Annotated in this window: 20 protein-coding genes, 1 pseudogene and 1 riboswitch; of the genes and pseudogenes, 15 read left to right on the top strand and 6 right to left on the bottom strand. The window is 72.1% G+C overall.

The genetic code is table 11. The features are described from left to right. Positions 1 to 33: 33 nt before the first annotated feature. The 5 genes from AB0E07_RS21690 (at position 34) to AB0E07_RS21670 (ending at position 4,943) form a co-directional block, all read left to right on the top strand. Complete coding sequence (locus tag AB0E07_RS21690) at positions 34 to 396, top strand: YraN family protein (protein ID WP_362254399.1); 363 nt, start codon at positions 34 to 36, stop codon at positions 394 to 396. Continuing rightward, the gene (locus tag AB0E07_RS21685) at positions 396 to 2,021 is read left to right on the top strand and encodes a YifB family Mg chelatase-like AAA ATPase (RefSeq protein ID WP_362254396.1); all 1,626 of its coding nucleotides are present in this window, start codon (positions 396 to 398) and stop codon (positions 2,019 to 2,021) included. Before AB0E07_RS21690 ends, AB0E07_RS21685 begins: the two co-directional genes overlap by 1 nt. Further along, entirely contained in the window at positions 2,018 to 3,178 is a 1,161-nt protein-coding gene (dprA, locus tag AB0E07_RS21680) for a DNA-processing protein DprA (RefSeq protein ID WP_362254394.1), read from the top strand. The genes AB0E07_RS21685 and dprA overlap by 4 nt, the downstream gene beginning before the upstream one ends. 282 nt (positions 3,179 to 3,460) lie before the next feature. Then, the gene (whiG, locus tag AB0E07_RS21675; RefSeq protein WP_362254391.1) at positions 3,461 to 4,303 is read left to right on the top strand and encodes an RNA polymerase sigma factor WhiG; all 843 of its coding nucleotides are present in this window, start codon (positions 3,461 to 3,463) and stop codon (positions 4,301 to 4,303) included. Between the two features lie 82 nt (positions 4,304 to 4,385). Further along, a complete protein-coding gene (locus AB0E07_RS21670) occupies positions 4,386 to 4,943 on the top strand; it encodes a helix-turn-helix domain-containing protein (protein WP_362254578.1) in 558 nt (185 codons plus the stop codon). A 40-nt stretch (positions 4,944 to 4,983) separates the two neighbouring features. On the opposite strand, the gene AB0E07_RS21665 is transcribed toward AB0E07_RS21670, so the two are convergent. After that, a complete protein-coding gene (locus AB0E07_RS21665) occupies positions 4,984 to 5,514 on the bottom strand; it encodes a M23 family metallopeptidase (RefSeq protein WP_362254576.1) in 531 nt (176 codons plus the stop codon). Positions 5,515 to 6,122: 608 nt separating this feature from the next. Here AB0E07_RS21665 and rpsB point away from each other — a divergent pair. The 5 genes from rpsB (at position 6,123) to AB0E07_RS21640 (ending at position 10,727) form a co-directional block, all read left to right on the top strand. Then, entirely contained in the window at positions 6,123 to 7,019 is an 897-nt protein-coding gene (gene rpsB / locus AB0E07_RS21660; protein ID WP_362254388.1) for a 30S ribosomal protein S2, read from the top strand. Between the two features lie 95 nt (positions 7,020 to 7,114). Then, a complete protein-coding gene (gene tsf / locus AB0E07_RS21655) occupies positions 7,115 to 7,951 on the top strand; it encodes a translation elongation factor Ts (RefSeq protein ID WP_362254385.1) in 837 nt (278 codons plus the stop codon). A gap of 182 nt (positions 7,952 to 8,133) precedes the next feature. Continuing rightward, entirely contained in the window at positions 8,134 to 8,892 is a 759-nt protein-coding gene (pyrH, locus tag AB0E07_RS21650) for a UMP kinase (protein ID WP_362254381.1), read from the top strand. Positions 8,893 to 9,036: 144 nt separating this feature from the next. After that, the gene (gene frr / locus AB0E07_RS21645) at positions 9,037 to 9,594 is read left to right on the top strand and encodes a ribosome recycling factor (protein WP_362254378.1); all 558 of its coding nucleotides are present in this window, start codon (positions 9,037 to 9,039) and stop codon (positions 9,592 to 9,594) included. Continuing rightward, positions 9,594 to 10,727, top strand: coding sequence for a phosphatidate cytidylyltransferase (locus tag AB0E07_RS21640; RefSeq protein ID WP_362254375.1), 1,134 nt, complete (start codon positions 9,594 to 9,596; stop codon positions 10,725 to 10,727). The genes frr and AB0E07_RS21640 overlap by 1 nt, the downstream gene beginning before the upstream one ends. A 97-nt stretch (positions 10,728 to 10,824) precedes the next feature. Here AB0E07_RS21640 and AB0E07_RS21635 read toward each other — a convergent pair whose 3' ends face one another. Next, positions 10,825 to 11,334 (bottom strand): GtrA family protein, encoded by a 510-nt coding sequence (locus tag AB0E07_RS21635; protein WP_362254372.1) that lies wholly within the window; start codon positions 11,332 to 11,334, stop codon positions 10,825 to 10,827. A gap of 246 nt (positions 11,335 to 11,580) precedes the next feature. On the opposite strand from AB0E07_RS21635, the gene rlmN reads away from it, so the two are divergent. The 5 genes from rlmN to AB0E07_RS21610 all read left to right on the top strand — a co-directional run bounded on the left by rlmN (position 11,581) and on the right by AB0E07_RS21610 (position 17,452). Continuing rightward, positions 11,581 to 12,687 (top strand): 23S rRNA (adenine(2503)-C(2))-methyltransferase RlmN, encoded by a 1,107-nt coding sequence (gene rlmN, locus AB0E07_RS21630; RefSeq protein ID WP_362254369.1) that lies wholly within the window; start codon positions 11,581 to 11,583, stop codon positions 12,685 to 12,687. A gap of 24 nt (positions 12,688 to 12,711) precedes the next feature. Then, a riboswitch (TPP riboswitch) is annotated at positions 12,712 to 12,817 on the top strand. Positions 12,818 to 12,887: 70 nt separating this feature from the next. After that, positions 12,888 to 13,982 carry a thiamine ABC transporter substrate-binding protein gene (locus AB0E07_RS21625; protein WP_362254366.1) on the top strand — a complete coding sequence of 365 codons (1,095 nt, stop codon included), beginning with the start codon at positions 12,888 to 12,890 and terminating at the stop codon, positions 13,980 to 13,982. Beyond that, on the top strand, positions 13,958 to 15,619 hold the full coding sequence (locus AB0E07_RS21620; RefSeq protein ID WP_362254363.1) for an iron ABC transporter permease: 1,662 nt from the start codon (positions 13,958 to 13,960) through the stop codon (positions 15,617 to 15,619). The genes AB0E07_RS21625 and AB0E07_RS21620 overlap by 25 nt, the downstream gene beginning before the upstream one ends. Further along, a complete protein-coding gene (locus AB0E07_RS21615; protein ID WP_362254359.1) occupies positions 15,619 to 16,641 on the top strand; it encodes an ABC transporter ATP-binding protein in 1,023 nt (340 codons plus the stop codon). The genes AB0E07_RS21620 and AB0E07_RS21615 overlap by 1 nt, the downstream gene beginning before the upstream one ends. Positions 16,642 to 16,663: 22 nt before the next feature. Continuing rightward, complete coding sequence (locus AB0E07_RS21610) at positions 16,664 to 17,452, top strand: maleylpyruvate isomerase family mycothiol-dependent enzyme (RefSeq protein ID WP_362254357.1); 789 nt, start codon at positions 16,664 to 16,666, stop codon at positions 17,450 to 17,452. Positions 17,453 to 17,483: 31 nt separating this feature from the next. On the opposite strand, the gene AB0E07_RS21605 is transcribed toward AB0E07_RS21610, so the two are convergent. The 4 genes and pseudogenes from AB0E07_RS21605 to AB0E07_RS21590 form a co-directional block, all read right to left on the bottom strand. After that, entirely contained in the window at positions 17,484 to 18,194 is a 711-nt protein-coding gene (locus AB0E07_RS21605; RefSeq protein ID WP_362254354.1) for an LAETG motif-containing sortase-dependent surface protein, read from the bottom strand. A 150-nt stretch (positions 18,195 to 18,344) separates the two neighbouring features. Further along, entirely contained in the window at positions 18,345 to 19,466 is a 1,122-nt protein-coding gene (locus AB0E07_RS21600) for a Rossmann fold nucleotide-binding protein (RefSeq protein WP_362254351.1), read from the bottom strand. 37 nt (positions 19,467 to 19,503) lie between these two features. Then, positions 19,504 to 19,911 (bottom strand): VOC family protein, encoded by a 408-nt coding sequence (locus AB0E07_RS21595; RefSeq protein ID WP_362254573.1) that lies wholly within the window; start codon positions 19,909 to 19,911, stop codon positions 19,504 to 19,506. A gap of 130 nt (positions 19,912 to 20,041) precedes the next feature. Then, positions 20,042 to 21,130 (bottom strand): annotated as a pseudogene (locus AB0E07_RS21590) (hypothetical protein); the annotation flags it as partial.

The following is a 21,130-nucleotide window of genomic DNA, read 5'->3' as shown; positions in this document are numbered from 1 at the left end:
TGACTGATCGTCGGTGCCGGAGGTGGTGCCGACATGAACGCACGCAACGCACTGGGCAGGTACGGGGAAGGGCTGGCCGCACGACGGCTGGCCGAGGCCGGGATGACGGTCCTGGAGCGCAACTGGCGCTGCGGCCGGACCGGTGAGATCGACATCGTGGCGCGGGACGGGGACGCGCTGGTCGTCTGCGAGGTGAAGACCCGCCGGGGCGGCCGCTTCGAACACCCGATGGCCGCGGTCACCCCGGAGAAGGCACAACGCCTGAGGGACCTGGCCGAACGCTGGACCCAGGCCCATGGCGGGGCCCCGCCCGGCGGCGTCCGCATCGACCTGGTCGGCGTGCTCCTGCCCCGGCGGGGCGCCCCCGTGGTCGACCATGTGCGGGGGGTGGCGTGATGGCCTTCGCACGTACGTGCGCGGTGGCCCTCGTCGGGGTGGAGGGCGTGGTCGTCGAGGTCCAGGCCGACCTCGAACCGGGCGTCGCCGCGTTCACCCTGGTCGGCCTGCCGGACAAGAGCCTGACCGAGAGCCGGGACCGGGTCCGCGCGGCGGTGGTCAACTCCGGCGCCGGCTGGCCGCAGAAGAAGCTGACGGTGGGGCTCAGCCCGGCGTCCGTGCCCAAGGGCGGCAGCGGTTTCGACCTGGCGGTCGCCTGCGCGGTGCTGGGGGCCGCCGAGCGGATCGATCCACGGGTCCTCGCCGACATCGTGATGATCGGGGAACTGGGCCTGGACGGCCGGGTGCGGCCCGTGCGCGGCATCCTCCCCGCGGTACTCGCCGCGGCCGAGGCGGGCTACGCGCAGGTCGTCGTGCCCGAGTGCTCCGCCGCCGAGGCGTCCCTGGTGCCGGGCGTGTCCGTACTGGGCGTGCGCAGTCTGCGCCAGCTGATCGCCGTGCTCACCGACGGACCCGTGCCCGAGGAGGAACCGGACGATCCCGGCCGACCCGATCCGCTGCTCGCCGGACTGCGGGTGCCCGGGGCCGGCGCGGCCACCGGGATGCACAGTCCCGGAGCGGCGCAGCAGGAGGCCGCCCACGATCTCGCCGACGTCGTGGGCCAGCACGCGGCCCGTACGGCCGTGGAGGTCGCCGCGGCCGGCGGACACCATCTCTTCCTCGAAGGGCCGCCCGGGGCGGGCAAGACGATGCTCGCCGAACGGCTGCCCGCCATCCTGCCGCGGCTGGTCAGGGAGGAGTCCCTGGAGGTGACCGCGGTCCACTCGGTGGCCGGACTGCTGCCCGCCGGCAAACCCCTGATCGACGAGGCGCCCTACTGCGCCCCGCACCACTCGGCGACGATGCAGGCACTGGTCGGCGGCGGCCCCGGCATCGCCCGGCCGGGCGCCGTCTCGCTCGCCCACCGGGGCGTGCTGTTCCTGGACGAGACCCCCGAGTTCAGCAGCCACGCCCTCGACGCGCTGCGGCAGCCGCTGGAGTCCGGGCACGTCGTGATCGCGCGCAGCGCCGGTGTCGTGCGGTTCCCGGCGAGATTCCTGATGGTGCTCGCGGCCAACCCCTGCCCGTGCGGCCGCTTCTCGCGGCACGACGCCCTGTGCGAGTGCCCGCCCGCCGCGATCCGCCGCTACCAGGCCCGGCTGTCCGGGCCGCTGCTCGACCGGGTCGACCTGCGGGTCGAGGTCGACCGGGTCACCCGCGCCGAACTCACCGGCGGGCCGGTCGCGGGGGAGTCCACGGCGACGGTGGCCGCCCGGGTCCTGGCGGCCAGGGACCGGGCCGCGGCCCGGCTGGCCGGCACACCCTGGCGGACGAACAGCGAGGTCCCCGGCCGCGAACTGCGCAGCCGCTTCCGGCCCGCCGCCGGCGCGATGGACGAGGCCGAGCGGGGTCTGGAGCGGGGAGTGCTGACGGTCCGCGGACTGGACCGGGTCCTCAGGGTCGCCTGGACCGTCGCCGACCTGATGGGCCACGAACGGCCCGACGCGGCGGACGTGGCCCTCGCCCTGCAACTGCGCACCGGGGTCCCCCGTGGGGTGCCCCTGGCGATCGGGGCGTTGACGTGAGCGGAGAGCCGGACACGGACGGCGAACTCCACGACCGGGTCTTCCTCACCCAGGTACTGGAGCCCGGGGACGAGACCGGGGGCCGGTGGCTGCGGGAGCTGGGCGTCCGGGAGGTCGCCCGCAGCCTGCGGGGGAGCGGCGCCCGGCTCGACGGGGTGAGCGAGCGGCGCTGGGACGGGCTGCGGGCCCGCGCTGAGCGGATCGTTCCCGGACAGGCCCTCGCCGTGGCCCGGGAGGCGGGGGTGCGGTTCGTCCGCCCGGGCTCCGCGGAATGGCCGCGGCAACTGGACGACCTGGGGGACGCGCGTCCCGTGGGCCTCTGGGTGCGCGGGCCGGCCGGACTGCGGATGTGGGCGCTGCGCTCGGTCGCCGTCGTGGGCGCGCGGGCCTGCACGGAGTACGGCGCCCATACGGCGGCCACCCTCGCCGCCGGTCTGGCCGAGCGGGGGTGGGTGGTGGTCTCCGGCGGGGCGTACGGCATCGACGGGGCCGCCCATCGCGGGGCCCTGGCCTCCGGCGGCGCCACGGTCGCCGTGCTGGCCTGCGGTGTGGACCGACCCTATCCGCGCGGACACACCCAGTTGATCAACAGGATCGCGGAACAGGGGCTCGTGATCGGGGAGTTGCCGCCCGGTGAGCATCCGACACCGAGCAGGTTCATCGTCCGCAACCGGGTGATCGCCGCGCTCACCCGGGGCACCGTGGTCGTCGAGGCCGCCCTGCGCAGCGGCTCGCTGGCCACCGCGCGGGCGGCGCAGCGCCTCGGACGGCACACGATGGGGGTACCGGGGCCCGTCACCAGCGGCCTCTCGGCGGGGGTGCACGAACTGCTGCGCGCGGACGCCGTCCTGGTCACCGACGCCGCGGAAGTCGTCGAACTGGTCGGCGAGATGGGGGAGCTGGCACCGGACCGACGCGGACCCGTCCTCCCGCGGGACCTGCTGGAACCCGGCGCCCGCAGCGTGCTGAACGCCCTGCCCGCCGGCCGCGCGGCCCCGCCCGACGAGATCGCCCGCTCCGCCGCGACCACACCCGACGACGCCGTCGCCCGGCTGTACGAACTCCGAGCACTTGGATTCGTCGAACGACACGGCGACGGCTGGAAGTTGACACGCCAAGCGGTGATCTCGATCCGGCGGGATCGAGATCGATACTGACCGAGCGTGTTCGGCCGTCCGGGGGAACCGTGAAGCCCTTGCAAATTCCCGCAGTTGACGCTCCGGGCCGATCACGCAGAGCAACCGCCAAGTCTCGAGGGGGCGCCCAGCGGAACGTATCTGCGCACGCTCCCCACCCCCGTCTTCGCGCACCGCGACACTCCAGTCACGCTACGCTCACGTGGATTCCGGTGCAGACCGGCAACTCTCCAGCAGACCCGTACCAGACCGACAGCTCACCCAGGCACCCGCACTTCACGGCAGAACGGCACAAGGCGACGAATGCCCCAGCACACCTCCGGGTCCGACCGGGCGGCGATCCCCCCAGCCGCCCGCGACGGTGGCAGCGTGCGGCCGCCCGCTCCCTCGACGCTCGACGAGCTGTGGCGGTCGTACAAGGCGACGGGGGACGAGCGGCTGCGCGAGCAGCTGATCCTGCACTACTCGCCGCTGGTGAAGTACGTGGCCGGGCGGGTCAGCGTCGGACTGCCGCCCAACGTGGAGCAGGCCGATTTCGTGTCCTCGGGGGTGTTCGGACTGATCGACGCCATCGAGAAGTTCGACATCGGTCGCGAGATCAAGTTCGAGACGTACGCGATCACCCGGATCCGCGGCGCGATGATCGACGAACTGCGGGCGCTCGACTGGATCCCGCGCTCGGTGCGGCAGAAGGCGCGCAACGTGGAGCGGGCCTACGCGACGCTGGAGGCGCGGCTGAGGCGGACACCGTCGGAGATCGAGGTGGCCGCCGAGATGGGTATCGGGGTGGACGAACTCCACTCCGTCTTCAGCCAGTTGTCGCTGGCCAACGTGGTGGCGCTGGAGGAGCTGCTGCATGTCGGGGGTGAGGGCGGGGACGGCCTCAGCGTCATGGACACCTTGGAGGACACCGCGGCGGACAACCCCGTCGAGGTGGCCGAGGACCGGGAGCTGCGGAGGTTCCTGGCCCGGGCGATCAACACGCTGCCCGACCGGGAGAAGACCGTGGTGACGCTGTACTACTACGAGGGGCTCACCCTCGCCGAGATCGGGAACGTGCTGGGCGTCACCGAGAGCCGGGTCAGTCAGATCCACACCAAGTCGGTGCTCCAGCTGCGCGCGAAGCTGGCGAGTTTCGGCCGGTGAGCGGGCCGGCCCGCGGAGCCACTCCCGTCGCGGGCGGCGCGTCCGTAGAGTGGACGGCGTGCCAAGGATTCGAGCGGCCTCCGTGGCCGAGCACCGGTCGATGCAGCGAGCCGCCCTGCTGGACGCGGCTCGTTCCCTGCTGTCCGAGGGCGGGACGGAGGCGCTGACGTTCCCGGCCCTCGCCGAGCGGACGGGGCTCGCGCGGTCGTCCGTGTACGAGTACTTCCGGTCGCGGGCCGCCGTGGTCGAGGAGCTGTGCGAGGTCGACTTCCCGGTCTGGGCGGCGGAGGTCTCCGCGGCGATGGAGCGGGCCTCGTCGTCCGAGGACAAGGTCGAGGCGTATGTGCGGGCCCAGCTGGCGCTGGTGGGGGACCGCCGGCACCGGGCCGTGGTCGCCATCTCCGCGAGCGAGCTGGACGCGGGCGCCCGGGAGAAGATCCGTGCCGCGCACGGCGGGCTCGTCGCGATGATCGTCGAGGCGCTGCGGGAGATGGGGCACGCGGAGCCGCGGCTCGCCGCGATGCTGTTGCAGGGGGTCGTGGACGCGGCGGTCCGCCGGATCGAACTGGGCGCGGCGGAGGACCCCGCGTCGATCACGGACGCGGCGGTGTCGATGGCGCTGCGGGGGGTGCGGGGCTGAAGCCCCGTCGGCCGGTATCCGGGGGCCCGTCCGCCTGGCGTCACGGCAGTGGTACCCCCAGCACCGGCAGGAGTCTCGACGGCCCCCGGTTCAGCAGGTGCGGTGGGAGCAGGGCCAAGGGGTCCAGGTAGACCTCGCCCCTCAGCAGGCCCCAGTGGAGGCAGGTCGCCGGGCAGTGGGACGCCGGTCCCGTCACCGCGCCGACCACCTGGCCCGCCACCACCTCCTCGCCCTCGCGCACCCTCGGGGTGACCGGCTCGTACGTCGTCCGCAGGGGCGGGCTGCCGGTGCCCGACAGTTCGACCGAGACGACCCCTCGGCCCGCCACCCGGCCGGCGAAGGACACCCGCCCCGCCGCGACGGCGCGCACCGGCGTACCCGGCGCGGCCGCCAGGTCCACGCCCCGGTGGCCCCGGGCGTACGGCGTGGGTGGCGGGTCCCAGGAGCGCAGGACCCTGGGGCCGGGGACCGGCCAGGTTTCGGCCACCGGAGGAACCACCTCGGCGGCCACGGGACGAACCGTGTCGGTGGCCACGGGACGAACCGTGTCGGCGGCCGCGGGACGAATCATTTCGGTGGCCACGGGACGAATCATTTCGGTGGCCGCGGGACGAACCGTGTCGGTGGCCGCGGGACGAACCGCGTCGGCGGCCACCGCACGAACCGCGTCGGCGGCCACCGGAGGAACCACGTCGGCGTCGGCCGGGACGGGGTCCGTCGCGGTGCGGGGCGGCGGGTGACCGGAGCCCGTGCCGGGCAGCGCCGTACCGGGCAGCGCCGTACCGGGCAGGGAAGTACCGGGCAGGGAAGTACCGGGCAGGGAAGTACCGGGCCGCGTGAGGCAGAGCAGCGCCAGTAAGGCCGACGCCACCGCCGTCGCCGTACGCGCACATCGTTTCGCTCGCATCCCCCAAGGCTCCCCGCGCCCCGCCGATCATGGCGCGAACTGTGGACGGCCGTCCGCTTGTGGAGAGCGGCGTCACCCGGCGCCTTCCCGGTCCCGTACACTTCTTCTGGCGATCCGGGTCACCGGGTCGACTTCGCACGCCCCGGCATCGGGTCGGTTCAACGACCTGTGTCAGCGCTCCTCGGTCCTTCGTGGCACGGCGCATGTGGGCGTCAGGCGCGGGAGCCGTCCGGCACCCGCGGCACAACCGAGAAAATCAAGGAGATACGGCCATGGCCGTCGTCACGATGCGGGAGCTGCTGGAGAGCGGCGTCCACTTCGGTCACCAGACCCGTCGCTGGAACCCGAAGATGAAGCGCTTCATCTTCACCGAGCGCAACGGCATCTACATCATCGACCTGCTCCAGTCGCTGTCGTACATCGACCGCGCCTACGAGTTCGTCAAGGAGACCGTCGCCCACGGCGGCACGGTCATGTTCGTCGGCACGAAGAAGCAGGCGCAGGAGGCCATCGCCGAGCAGGCCACCCGCGTCGGCATGCCCTACGTCAACCAGCGCTGGCTGGGCGGCATGCTCACCAACTTCTCCACCGTCTACAAGCGTCTGCAGCGCCTCAAGGAGCTTGAGCAGATCGACTTCGAGGACGTCGCCGCTTCGGGTCTGACCAAGAAGGAGCTCCTGGTCCTCTCGCGTGAGAAGGCCAAGCTGGAGAAGACCCTCGGTGGTATCCGCGAGATGTCCAAGGTGCCCAGCGCCGTCTGGATCGTGGACACCAAGAAGGAGCACATCGCGGTCGGCGAGGCCCGGAAGCTCAACATCCCGGTCGTCGCCATCCTCGACACCAACTGCGACCCCGACGAGGTCGACTACAAGATCCCGGGCAACGACGACGCGATCCGCTCCGTCACCCTGCTCACCCGTGTGATCGCCGACGCCGTCGCCGAGGGCCTCATCGCCCGTTCCGGCGTCGCCACCGGCGACAAGGGTGACAAGGGCGCGGGCGAGCCGCTCGCCGCGTGGGAGCGCGACCTGCTCGAGGGCGAGAAGAAGGCCGAGGAGGCCCCGGCCGCCGAGGCGCCCGCCGCCGCCGAGGCTGAGGCGCCCGCCGCCGACGCCGCTGCCGAGGCCCCCGCTGCCGAGGCTCCCGCCGCCGAGGCCGAGCAGGCCTGACCCCTCACCCCTTCGGGTCTTCTGACGGCGGGGGCCGACCAGCCCCCGCCGTTTGGCCCGTAGATCTTCAGACTTCGAGAGAGATTCCAGGAATCATGGCGAACTACACCGCCGCCGACGTCAAGAAGCTCCGTGAGCTCACGGGCGCCGGCATGATGGACTGCAAGAAGGCGCTGGACGAGGCCGAAGGCAACGTCGACAAGGCCGTCGAGGCGCTCCGTATCAAGGGCCAGAAGGGCGTCGCCAAGCGCGAGGGCCGCTCCGCCGAGAACGGCGCCGTGGTCTCCCTCATCGCCGACGACAACACCTCCGGTGTCCTGGTCGAGCTGAAGTGCGAGACGGACTTCGTCGCCAAGGGCGAGAAGTTCCAGGCCGTCGCCCACCAGATCGCCCAGCACGTCGCCGCCACCGCCCCGGCCGACCTTGAGGCGCTGCTCTCCTCCGAGATCGAGGCCGGCAAGACCGTGCAGGCCTTCGTCGACGAGGCCAACGCCAACCTCGGCGAGAAGATCGTCCTCGACCGCTTCGCGCAGTTCGCCGACGGCTTCGTCTTCGCCTACATGCACCGCACCATGCCCGACCTGCCCCCGCAGATCGGTGTCCTGGTCGAGCTGGACAAGGCCGACGCCGACCTGGCCAAGGGCGTTGCCCAGCACATCGCCGCCTTCGCGCCGAAGTACCTGGCCAAGGAGGACGTGCCGGCCGAGGTCATCGAGACCGAGCGCCGCGTCGCCGAGGAGACCACCCGCGCCGAGGGCAAGCCCGAGGCCGCCCTGGCGAAGATCGTCGAGGGTCGCCTCAACGGCTTCTTCAAGGACGCCACCCTGCTCGGTCAGCCCTACGCCCTCGACAACAAGAAGTCCGTCGAGAAGGTCCTGGCAGAGGCCGGTGTCACCCTGAAGCGCTTCACGCGCATCAAGGTCGGCATCTGAGTCCGTACCGCGACCGACGCGCGACCCCGATAGGGTCGACAGCAGTCGTCCGCGTACGCCGTCACCCGGGTGACGGACGACAGCAGATCTGACGAGGAGGCCATTGCCGCGCATGGGATGCGAACACCCCACCGGCAATGGCCTTCTTCGTATGTGCACCACGTGAAAGAGGCGGGATCTCCATGACCACCAAGCCCCAGAAGAGCGACGACGGCAAAGTACGCGGCCGGTACATGCTGAAGCTGTCCGGAGAGGCCTTCTCCGGCGGCGGGGGCCTGGGTGTGGACCCCGATGTGGTGCACAAGATCGCCCGTGAGATCGCCGCGGTCGTGCGCGACGGAGCCCAGATCGCCGTCGTCATCGGCGGCGGCAACTTCTTCCGCGGCGCGGAACTCCAGCAGCGCGGCATGGACCGCGCCCGCTCGGACTACATGGGCATGCTCGGCACGGTGATGAACTGCCTCGCCCTCCAGGACTTCCTGGAGAAGGAGGGCATCGACAGCCGCGTCCAGACCGCCATCACCATGGGCCAGGTCGCGGAGCCGTACATCCCGCTGCGCGCCGTGCGCCACCTGGAGAAGGGCCGCGTGGTCATCTTCGGCGCCGGTATGGGCATGCCGTACTTCTCCACCGACACCACCGCCGCCCAGCGCGCCCTGGAGATCGACGCCGAGGCGCTGCTGATGGGCAAGAACGGCGTGGACGGGGTCTACGACTCCGACCCGAAGGCCAACCCGGACGCGGTCAGGTTCGACTCCCTCGGCTACGGCGAGGTGATCACCCGGGACCTCAAGGTCGCCGACGCCACCGCCATCACGCTGTGCCGCGACAACAAGCTTCCGATCCTGGTGTTCGAGCTTCTGGCGGAGGGCAATATCGCCCGCGCCGTCAAGGGTGAGAAGATCGGCACGCTTGTGGGTGACCAGGACAGCCGGGACTGACAGGCAACACCTACGGACCCTGACCGGGGGATGGACAATGTCCTGGCGGTCGGGAACCGTGCAGGAAGAAGACGCGACGCAGCCGGCCGCCGCCACCGCACAGGTACCGCAGCCGGGCCTACTCAAGACACGCAGGAGCAAGTGGTGATCGAAGAGACCCTCCTCGAGGCCGAGGAGAAGATGGAGAAGGCCGTCGTGGTCGCCAAGGAGGACTTCGCCGCGATCCGCACCGGCCGTGCGCACCCGGCGATGTTCAACAAGATCGTGGCCGACTACTACGGCGCGGCGACGCCGATCAACCAGCTGGCTTCGTTCTCCGTGCCGGAGCCGCGCATGGCGGTCGTGACCCCGTTCGACAAGAGCGCGCTGCGCAACATCGAGCAGGCCATCCGCGACTCCGACCTGGGCGTCAACCCGAGCAACGACGGCAACATCATCCGTGTGGTGTTCCCCGAGCTGACCGAGGAGCGCCGCCGCGACTACATCAAGGTCGCCAAGGGCAAGGCCGAGGACGCCAAGGTGTCCATCCGCTCCGTGCGCCGCAAGGCCAAGGACGCCATCGACAAGCTGATCAAGGACGGCGAGGTCGGTGAGGACGAGGGCCGCCGTGCGGAGAAGGAGCTCGACGACACCACCGCGAAGTACGTCGCCCAGGTGGACGAGCTCCTGAAGCACAAGGAAGCGGAGCTGCTCGAGGTCTGATGAACGACTCTTCCTGGGGGGCGCCGCCGCAAGCCGGGTACTGGGGGCCGACCGACCAGGGGCCTGTCCAGGGGGCTGCCCCGGCGGGTCCCACGTACGATGCGCCTGAGGCGCAGCACACTCGCCCCATGCCCATCGTGCCCGACGGACCCGCCGCACCTTTCTACGGCGACGACCAGGATGACGACCGGGGGGCCGCCCGACTGGGCGGTCCCTTGTTCCGCGACCAGACGCCGCAGGCGCACACCTACGGGACCGCGCCGCAGAATCCGGAGCCCATGCACGACGCCCCGCAGCCGGCGCCCCCGCCGCAGAAGAAGAGCGCGGGGCGCGACCTGGGTGCGGCCATAGGGGTCGGCGTCGGCCTCGGGGCGGTCATCGTCGCCTCGCTGTTCGTCGTCAAGGCCGTGTTCGTCGGTGTCGTCGCCGTCGCCGTCGTCGTCGGTCTGTGGGAGCTGACCAAGCGGCTGGAGGAGCGCAAGGGCATCCGGGCGCCGCTCGTGCCGCTCGCGGTCGGCGGCGCGGCCATGGTCGTCGCCGGGTACGTCCGCGGCGCCGAGGGCGCCTGGGTGGCGATGGCCCTGACCGCGCTGGCCGTCCTGGTCTGGCGGATGACCGAACCGCCCGAGGGTTACCTCAAGGACGTGACGGCGGGCGTCTTCGCGGCGTTCTACGTCCCGTTCCTGGCGACCTTCGTCGCGATGATGCTGACCGCCGACGACGGTGCCTGGCGGGTGCTGACGTTCCTGCTGCTGACCGTCGTCAGCGACACCGGCGCGTACGCCGTCGGCTGGCGCTTCGGCAAGCACAAGCTGGCTCCCCGCATCAGCCCCGGGAAGACCCGCGAGGGCCTGCTCGGCGCGGTGAGCTTCGCGATGGTGGCGGGCGCGCTGTGCATGCAGTTCCTGATCGACGACGGCACCTGGTGGCAGGGTCTCCTGCTGGGTCTCGCGGTCGCCGCGAGCGCCACGCTGGGCGACCTCGGCGAGTCGATGATCAAGCGGGACCTCGGCATCAAGGACATGGGCACGCTGCTGCCGGGGCACGGCGGCATCATGGACCGGCTGGACTCGCTGCTGCCGACCGCGCCGGTCGTCTGGCTGCTGCTGGTCCTGTTCGTCGGCTCCGGCTGACCGACGCGCCACGCGCTGTGAGGAGCCCCCGCTTCGGCGGGGGCTCCTCCTTTTTCGCCGCCCGGGGCGCGCCGGGCGGCTCACCGGGCGGAGGCGTTCACGCCGCGCGGCACAGGGCCGCCCGGTCGGCGGTCCGCGGCAGGCAACCCGCCGCGCGCACGCCGTCCGGCACCTTCGCACGGCCGCGAGCGAAGACGACCATCCGCAGCATCACGAAGCGCGCGACACCGGCGAGCGCGGAGGCGGACAGGTAGACCGCCTGCTCCAGCACCGCGCCGGGTGCCGCCACCAGCTGCTGGAGCAGCAGCATCGCCAGGCACGTCACCGCGTACGCGGCCGCCGCGGACCCCGCCGACTGGGTGTGCTGCCGCCAGGTCGCCCGGCCGCCCGCGCCGAAGGTGAAGCGTGCGTGCAGCTCGGTGGCGAGAAGCGTGGACACCACGGTGACCAGGGCGTTGGCCAGGGCCCAGGGGAGCCAGGCGGCCAGCCCCGCCACGGCGAAGCTCGCGGCGATCCCGGTGCCGCCGCCGCAGACCACGAAGCGCGCGAAGGCGGCGAAGGCGCCGGGTGCCCCCTGCGTCCGGCTCTCCACTGTCGCTGTCTCCATGACCCGCCCCACCCCTTCGCATCCCGCTCCCCGAGGCGCCGCCTGTCCCGAGGGGACCAGGGTGCGCCGTAGTGGTGCCATGATGGCGCACGTGTGGCGCCGCGTGGAGTCGCTTTTGGCGTGCGCGGGCGTTCGTGTGGTGCCATGGCCCACTGTGTGGTGTGTCTGTGCAGGTCGGAGGGGGTTGGGGTGGTGCCGGTGCTGAGGGGCCGGACACCGGTATCGATCTGCGACACTGGTATGGCCATGCCTAAGCCCGGAGAACTCACATTCGTAGCCCCCCGCGGAGCCAAGAAGCCGCCGCGGCATCTCGCTGATCTCTCGCCCGCCGAGCGGAAGGACGTCGTCGCGGCGGCCGGGGAGAAGCCGTTCCGTGCCAAGCAGCTCTCGCAGCACTACTTCGCGCGGTACACGCACGACCCCGAGCAGTGGACGGACATCCCCGCGGGATCCCGGGCCAAGCTGCGCGAGGAGCTGTTCCCCGAGCTGATGACGGTCGTGCGGCATCTGGCGACCGACCAGGGGACCACCCGCAAGACCCTGTGGCGGCTGTTCGACGGCACGCTCGTCGAGTCCGTGCTGATGCGCTACCCGGACCGGGTGACCATGTGCATCAGTTCGCAGGCCGGGTGCGGGATGAACTGCCCGTTCTGCGCGACCGGGCAGGCGGGGCTGGACCGGAACCTGTCGACCGCCGAGATCGTGCACCAGATCGTGGACGGGATGCGGGCGCTGCGGGACGGCGAGGTGCCCGGCGGGCCCGCGCGGCTGTCCAACATCGTCTTCATGGGGATGGGCGAGCCGCTCGCCAACTACAACCGGGTCGTGGGCTCCATCCGGCGGCTCACCGACCCCGAGCCCGACGGGCTGGGGCTGTCGCAGCGCGGGATCACCGTCTCCACGGTGGGTCTGGTGCCGGCCATCCACCGGTTCTCCGACGAGGGCTTCAAGTGCCGGCTGGCCATCTCGCTGCACGCCCCCGACGACGAGCTGCGCGACACCCTCGTCCCCGTGAACACGCGGTGGAAGGTGCGCGAGGTCCTCGACGCGGGCTTCGAGTACTCCGCGAAGTCCGGGCGCCGGCTCTCCATCGAGTACGCGCTCATCCGGGACATCAACGACCAGGCGTGGCGCGGTGACCGCCTCGGGCGGCTCCTCAAGGGCAAGCCCGTGCACGTCAATCTCATTCCGCTGAACCCGACCCCCGGGTCCAAGTGGACCGCCTCGCGGCCCGAGGACGAGAAGGCGTTCGTGGAGGCCATCGCGGCCCACGGGGTGCCGGTGACCGTCCGGGACACCCGAGGTCAGGAGATCGACGGGGCGTGTGGTCAGCTCGCGGCCACCGAGCGGTAGTCTGATCGTCGTACGGACATCTTCATATTCCGACAGGGGAGCGCCACAGCGCTGAGAGTGCGGCACGGGCCGCAGACCCTCTGAACCTGGCCCAGGTCATTCTGGGTAGGGAGATCGGTCGTCACTCGAGCTGTTGCGCCCTGCCCGGGGCTTGTCCGGGCAGGGCCGCGTCTCTTCCTGGTCCACTCCAGGAGGAATCAGTGAGCATCACCAAGAAGGCCACGGCCACCGTCATGGCCGCCGGTCTCGGGCTCGTCACGCTCTCCGCGTGCGGGTCCTCCGACGACGGCGCGTCGTCCGGTTCCGGTTCCGGCGGCAAGACCGTCACCCTCGTCAGCCACAACTCGTGGGCCGTCTCCAAGGACGTCCTCGCCGCGTTCGAGAAGAGCTCCGGGTACCAGGTCAAGGTCCTGGAGGACGGCGACGCCGGGCAGGCCGTCAACAAGGCGATCCTGACCAAGGACAACCCGCAGGGCGACGTCTTCTTCGGTGTCGACAACACCCTGCTCTCCCGTGCCCTCGACAACGGGCTGTTCCAGTCCTACGAGGCGAAGGGGCTGGAGCAGATCGACGCCACCTTCCAGCTCGACGCGGAGAAGCACCGGGTCACGCCCGTCGACCACGGCGACATCTGCGTCAACTACGACAAGGCGTACTTCGAGGAGAAGGGTCTTGAGCCGCCGTCGTCCCTGGACGACCTGGTCGAGCCCGCCTACAAGGACCTCCTGGTCACCGAGAACGCCTCCACCTCCTCGCCCGGCCTCGGCTTCCTGCTCGGCACCGCCGCCGAGTACGGCGACGACGGCTGGCAGGACTACTGGAAGAAGCTCAAGGCCAACGGTGTGAAGGTCGTCGACGGCTGGGAGCAGGCCTACAACGAGGAGTTCTCCGGCTCGGCCGGAGGCAAGGCGGCCAAGGCCGACCGGCCGCTCGTCGTCTCCTACGCCTCCTCCCCGCCCGCCGAGGTGATCTACGGCGACCCGAAGCCGGAGACCGCCCCCACCGGGGTCGCCGAGGGCACCTGCTTCCGGCAGATCGAGTTCGCGGGCCTGCTGAGCAACGCGAAGAACAGCGAGGGCGGCAAGGCCCTGATCGACTTCCTGATCAGCAAGAGGTTCCAGGAGGACATGCCGCTGAACATGTTCGTCTACCCGGTGGTCGAGGCGGCGTCCGTGCCCGCGGAGTTCACCGAGTTCGGGCCCGCGGCCAAGGACCCGCGGACCATGGCGCCGGAGCAGATCGCCGAACACCGCGACGAGTGGGTCAAGTCGTGGACCTCGCTCGTACTGAAGTAACCGGCCGGACCGGGCGCGCGGCGCGGCTGGGCCTGCTGGTCCTGCCCGTCGGGTTCTTCGGCGTCTTCTTCGCCTACCCCGTCGCCGCGATCGTCGCGCGCGGTCTGCACGCCGACGGGGTCTGGCACTTCGACCGGCTCTGGGAGGTCGTGGCCCAGCCGGACATCCGGCACGTGCTGTGGTTCACCACCTGGCAGGCGCTCGCCTCCACCGCGCTGACCCTGCTGGTCGCGCTGCCCGGCGCGTACGTCTTCGCACGCCTGGACTTCCCCGGCAAGCAGGTCCTGCGGGCCGTGGTGACCGTGCCGTTCGTGCTGCCCACCGTCGTCGTCGGGACCGCCTTCCTGGCCCTGGTCGGGCGCGGCGGCCTGCTCGACGGGCTGTGGGGCGTACGGCTGGACACCACCGTGTGGGCCATCCTGCTGGCGCACGTCTTCTTCAACTACGCGGTCGTCGTGCGCACCGTCGGCGGGCTCTGGGCGCAGCTCGATCCGCGGCAGGAGGAGGCGGCCCGCGTGCTCGGGGCGTCCCGCCTCACCGCATGGCGGCGGATCACGCTGCCGGCCCTGGGACCGGCGGTGGCCGCCGCCACCCTGATGGTCTTCCTGTTCACCTTCACCTCGTTCGGCGTCGTGCAGATCCTCGGCGGACCCACCTTCTCCACCCTCGAAGTGGAGATCTACCGCCAGACATCCGAGATCTTCGATCTGTCCACGGCCGCCGTCCTCACCGCCGTGCAGTTCGCGGCCGTCGGCGCGATCCTCGCCCTGCACGCCTGGACCGTACGGCGGCGGGAGAGCGCCCTGCGCCTGGTGGACGCCTCGCTGACCGCGCGCCGCCCGCGCGGGGCCGCGCAGTGGGCGCTGCTCGCCGGTGTCCTCGCCACCGTCGCCGTCCTGATCCTGCTGCCGCTCGGCGTGCTGGTGCAGCGCTCCCTGGACGCACCGGACTTCGCCTACTACCGGGCGCTCGCCTCGCCCGACGGCGGGGTCTTCCTGGTCCCGCCGATCGACGCGATCGGCAACTCCCTGTCCTACGCCGCCGTCGCCACCGTCATCGCGGTGCTGATCGGCGCGCTCGCCGCCGCCGCGCTCACCCGGCGCGACGCGGGCCGGTTCGTACGCGGCTTCGACGCGCTGCTGATGCTGCCGCTCGGGGTGTCCGCCGTCACCGTCGGCTTCGGGTTCCTGATCGCCCTGGACGAGCCGCCGCTGGATCTGCGGGCCAGCTGGATCCTGGTGCCGCTGGCCCAGGCACTGGTCGGCGTCCCCTTCGTGGTACGGACCATGCTGCCGGTGCTGCGGGCCGTGGACCACCGGCTGCGGGAGGGGGCGGCGGTGCTCGGGGCCTCGCCCTGGCGGGTGTGGCGGGAGGTGGACCTGCCGATGGTGCGGCGGGCGCTGCTGATCGCCGCCGGGTTCGCCTTCGCGGTCTCGCTCGGGGAGTTCGGGGCGACCGTGTTCATCGCCCGGCCGGACAACCCGACCCTGCCGGTCGCGGTGGCCAAGCTGCTCGGCCGCGCCGGACAGCTCAACTACGGCCAGGCGATGGCCCTTTCGACGATTCTGATGGTGGTGTGCGCCGTGTCGCTGCTGGTGCTGGAGCGGCTGCGGACCGACCGGACGGGGGAGTTCTGATGCTGCTGAGCCTGGAGAACGCGACCGTGCGGTTCGGCGGACGGACGGTCCTCGACACCGTGGACCTGTCGGTGGCCGAGCACGAGGTGGTCTGCGTCCTCGGACCCAGCGGCAGCGGCAAGTCCACGCTGCTGCGCGCGGTCGCCGGACTCCAGCCCCTGGACGCCGGACGGGTGTCGCTGGACGGACGCGACCAGGCCGGCGTCCCCGCGCACCGGCGGGGCGTCGGGCTGATGTTCCAGGACCACCAGCTCTTCCCGCAGCGGGACGTGGGCGGCAACGTCGCCTTCGGGCTGCGCATGCACGGTGCGTCGAAGCGGCAGCAGGCCGACCGTGTCACGGAGTTGCTGGAACTGGTCGGACTGCCCGGCGCCGCCCGCCGGGCCGTCGCCGCGCTCTCCGGCGGGGAGCAGCAGCGAGTGGCGCTGGCCCGTGCGCTGGCGCCCCGGCCGCGGCTGCTGATGCTCGACGAGCCGCTCGGGCAGCTCGACCGTTCGCTGCGGGAGCGGCTGGTCATCGAACTGCGTGAGCTGTTCAGCGAGTTGGGCACGACCGTGCTGGCCGTGACGCACGACCAGGGCGAGGCGTTCGCGCTCGCCGACCGGGTCGTGGTGATGCGGGACGGTCGGATCGCCCAGACCGGCTCGCCCCTGGAGGTGTGGCAGCGGCCCGCCGACGCGTTCGTGGCCCGCTTCCTCGGCTTCGACAACGTGGTGCAGGCGACCGTCGCCGGGCAGGCCGCGGCCACCCCGTGGGGCAAGCTCCCGGTGCCCGAGGGCACGCCCGGGGGAAGCGGCACGCTCCTGGTCCGGCCGGCCGGGGTCCGGCTCACGGACGTCGACCAGGGCCTGCGCTGCACGGTGGCCGCCCGCACCTTCAGGGGCACCCATGTCGCCGTCCACCTCCAGCCCGAGGACGCGCCCCGGCTGGAGGCCGCGTGCGCCCTGCGCAGCGCTCCGGAGGTCGGCGACGAGGTCGGCGTGGAGTTCGACCCGGCGGAAATCGTGGTGCTCGACGCGTAGGTCCGTGCCTAGGGTGCGGTCCATGACGTCACTCGCACACGACCGGTACTGCGCGGAGATCCTCGACCAGGTACGGCAGTTGAGGGCTGTGGTCACCTCCGGCGCCGACCTCGCGGCCACGGTGCCCACCTGCCCGGACTGGACCCTGGAACAGCTCGTACGGCACACCGGTGGCGCCCTGCGCTGGGCCGCCCTGATGGTGCGGACCCGGGCGGCCGAGGAGATCCCGGAGGAGCGGGTCCCGTCGGTCGCGGGACCGGACGGCGAGGGCGACGCCGCCGCGCTGGACGCCTGGCTGGCCGAGAGCGGTGAACTGCTCGCCGGGGCACTGCGGGAGGCCGGACCGGACGCCGCCGTATGGGGGTGGGCCGGGGTCTGCGACGCCGGGTTCTGGGCCCGCCGCATGACCCATGAGCTGGCCGTGCACCGGGCGGACGCCACACTCGCCGCGGGGCTGCCCTACGAGGTGGCGCCGGAGGTGGCGGCCGACGCGATCGACGAGTGGCTGGAGATCGTCGCCTGGGCCCAGCGCACCGGGGACCCCGAGGCCGTGGAACTGAACCGCCGGACCGGCAGTATCCACCTGCACGCCACGGGTGCGTCCGAAGAGGCCGAGTGGCTCATCGAGTTGGGCGGGGACGGCGTCGTGTGGCGGCGCGGCCACGAGAAGGCGACGGTCGCGCTGCGCGGCCCGCTCACCGAGGTGTTGCTCGCCTTCTACCGTCGACGGCCCCTCGACGGAGGCGGGTTGGAGGTGCTCGGCGAGCGGGAACTGCTGGAGTACTGGCTGGAGCGGGCCACCTTCGGGTGAGGGAAGGCGGCCCGCCCCGGGGCGTGAGACGTCAGCGGTCGCTGCTCGCGCCGCGCCGGCGCAGGCCGAAGAAGACCGCGCCGCCGCCGATCGCGACCAGCGCGACGGCGATGCCCGCGATCAGCGGGGTGTTGGAGTCGGCGCCGGTCTCGGCGAGGTTGGACTCACCGGCCGGGGACGGGGCGTTGCTGGAGGTGTCCGCGGGAGCGGTGCTGTCGCCCTCGGAGGGGGACGGGGCCGGGGTCTCCTCGGCCGGGGTGGAGGCGGAGTCCGACGGGGTCGGGGTCGGGGTGGGGCTGTCCGACGGGGCCGGCGTGTCGTCCTTCTCGCAGGCGGTGGACGGGGTCGTGAGGTTCGGCTCGATGTCCTCGTCGACCAGGTTGGCGGCCTTGACGTGGATGCGGTACTCGGCGTCCGGCTTCCAGTCCTCGGCGAAGGTGATGGTGACGCCCTCGCGCGAGCCCTCCACGACCTGCTCGCCGACCTTCTTCAGGTCGGCGCCGTTGTTCTGCAGGTAGACGGTGACGGTGGCCGGGACACCCGAGGGGTCCACGTCGGTCACCGTGATGACACCGTTGTCGCCGTCGCACTTGGCCTCGGCGGAGAAGTCTTTGATGTCGCACGCGAACGCGTTGCCGCCGACACCGAGCACGAGCGCGGCCGTTGCGGAGGCGATACCGAGCGCGCGCACGGAGCGGGCGACGGTACGGCGGGATATGAGGGAAGCTGACAGGACTGCCACGTTGGTCCTTCACTTGGTGCGTGTATGCGGGGGGTTGAGGGAGCGGCGACGCGGGGGCATCTCCACTCCCAAGAGGCTCACAGGTTTATAAGTGCCGCGTAAGTAGTGTCAACGCATATGCGGGACCTGGGCCTTGGCTTTGCCCTCTTATTAACCCCCGAGACGTTTCAATGCCTCCGGGGCCTCCTCGATCCGGTCGACCAGGGCGATTCGGGACTCCATCGACCGTTCGCGCGCGAGTGACTTCAGCAGCGGCCAGGCCGGCAGCCGCTCCGTCCAGTGCTCCCGGTCCACCAGCACCATCGGCGTGGGTTCGCCCCGGGACTCGTAGTAGTTCGGCGTCGCGTTGTCGAAGATCTCCTGCACGGTGCCGGCGGCGCCCGGCAGGAAGACCACACCGGCGTTGGAGCGGGCCAGCAGGCCGTCCTCGCGGGTGGCGTTGGCGAAGTACTTGGCGATGTGCGAGGCGAAGGCGTTCGGCGGCTCGTGTCCGTAGAACCAGGTGGGGATGCCGACCGAGTCGCCGCCGCCCGGCCAGCGGTCGCGCACCTCGAACGAGGCCGACGCCCAGGAGGTGATCGACGGGGTGAAGCCGGGTCCCTTGGCGAGGATGCGCAGCGCCTCGCCGAGCGTCGAATCCGCCAGGGGGGCCGCGTACGCGCCGAGGTTCGCCGCCTCCATCGCGCCGGGTCCGCCGCCGGTGGCGACGGTGTACCCGGAACGGGCCAGTTCCCGGCCGAGGCGTGCCGCGGCCGCGAACGCGTCGGTGCCGCGGGCCATGGCGTGTCCGCCCATCACGCCCACCACGCGTGCGCCGCGCAGGAGTTCGTCGAGCGCGTCCGAGACGGCGTCGTCGTGGACGGAGCGGAGCATCGAGCCGAGGATGTCGCCGTCCGCCTTGGTCTCCTGGAACCAGGCGTAGGTGAGGGCGTCGGGTGTCCGCTCGTAGCCCTTGCCCAGGTCGGCGAAGAGTTCGTCCGGGGTGTAGAGCAGGCCGCGGTACGGGTCGAAGGGGAGTCCGGGGACCGGCGGGAAGACCATCGCGCCGTCCGCGCGGACCTTCGCCGCCGCGTTCTCGCGCATCGGGCAACCGAGGAAGACGGCGCCCGCCGTGTCGGTACCGAGCAGTTCACGCGTACGGTCCGTCAGATCGACGGCCTGGAGGCGGAATCCGGCGAGCGTGCCACGCGAGGAGACGGTGGCGTCGAACTCCTGGAGGGTCTCTATCTCACGGTCGTCGTGGTGGGCCGCATGGGCGGGCATCGTCTGCACCCGCCCATGCTAGGTCCGTCCCCGGTGCGGCGGTTGGTCAGCCCTCGACGGCCGCCGGGTCCATCCACACGACCTCCCAGCCGTGGCCGTCGATGTCGTCGAAGCCGCGGCCGTACATGAAGCCCATGTCCTGGACCCGTTCCGAGGCGGTGCCACCGGCGGCCACGGCCTTCTCGACCAGCTCGTCGACCTTCTCGCGGCTCTCCGCGCTCAGGCAGATCAGGACCTCGCTGGTCTTGGTGGGGTCCGCGATCTCCTTGTCGGTGAAGGTCGCGTAGAAGGGCTTGGTGAGGAGCATCGCCACGATCGTGTCGCTGATCACGACACTCGCCGCGTTCTCGTCACTGAACTGGGGGTTGAGCGAGTAGCCCAGCTCCGTGAAGAACTTCTTCGAGGCGTCGAGGTCGGAGACGGGCAGGTTCACGAAGATCATCTGCTGGTACATCAGGGTCTCTCCCATCGGGGTCGGTCGGTTCGCTGGGGTAGACCGGGGGCTCCGGCGGAACTCATCGGCGCTCGGTGACTTTTTCTCCGCGGATCTCCCGGGCCGATCACCGGGCCGATCACCGGGCCGATCACCGGGCCAGCGGCAGCGCCGCCAGCTCGGCGACGATCAGCGTCAGCGGGCCGAACACGGCCAGCAGGGCGGCCGCGCGCAGGGCGGCGGCGCCGCGCAGCACCGTGGGCGGGGCGCCCAGGCGGAGCAGGGCGGCCGTGGTGTCGGCGCGGGCCTGCCGGGCCTCCACGGCCGCGGTCAGCAGGGTGGCGACGGCGCAGCCCGTGACGACCGTGGCGCCGAGGGTGGTCAGGGGGCCGAGGTCGCGGCCTCCGGCGGACGGGTCGTTGAGCACGGCCATGGCGTACCCGGCCGAGGCCACGGCGCACACGATGCCGAGGGGACGGCCGATGCGGGTCGCCTCCTGCATCAGGATCCGCCCGGCCAGCAGCCGCATCGCGCCCGGGCGGACGGCCTGGAGGAGCCGGCCGCACAGGTGGGTCAGGCCGGGGCCGGCGAGGGCCAGCCCGAAGGCGGTGAGCGCCCAGCCGACGAGGACGGCGGCGGGCCCGGTGGGCAGCCCGCTGGGCATGGCGGCGGCCCGGGTACCGGCGGTGCTCGCGTACGCCTCCACCGCGAGGCCCGCGGCCAGGACGGCGACGCCCCAGGGCAGGCCGGGCGGGGTGGCCGTCGGCGCGGGGGCGTCCGCGCTCGTACGGGGTCCTCCGGATCCGCTCCGGGTCCGCGTGTCCGAGGCGTAGGGGGAGCGGGCGTCGGCGGCGCCGTTACGGGCGGCGGGGGAACCGGGGCGCGACTGCGGCGAGCCGCCACCCGGGTTCGGGAGCCCGCTCCCGCCGTACGGGGTGTCCTCGTCCGGGTGCGCGAGTCCGCTTGCCCGGGTCGGCGAGCCGTCGCCGCCGTGCGGGAAGCCGGTCGGGCCGTTCGGCGAGGTGTCGCCGGGGTGCGGGAAGCCGCTCGCGCCGTTCGGCGAGGTGTCGCCGGGGTGCGGGGTTCGGCTCCCGCCGTAGGGCGAGCCGTTGTCCGGGTGGAGTCCGCTCGCGCTGTTCGGTGGGGTGTCGCCGGGGTGCGGGGTTCGGCTCCCGCCGTAGGGCGAGCCGTTGTCCGGGTGGAGTCCGCTCGCGCTGTTCGGTGGGGTGTCGCCGGGGTG

It is taken from the genome of Streptomyces sp. NPDC048002, from assembly GCF_040653275.1.
Taxonomy (GTDB): Bacteria; Actinomycetota; Actinomycetes; order Streptomycetales; family Streptomycetaceae; genus Streptomyces.
The sequence above is the reverse complement of the archived record's forward strand: the minus strand, read 5'-3'. Positions and strand labels throughout refer to the sequence as shown.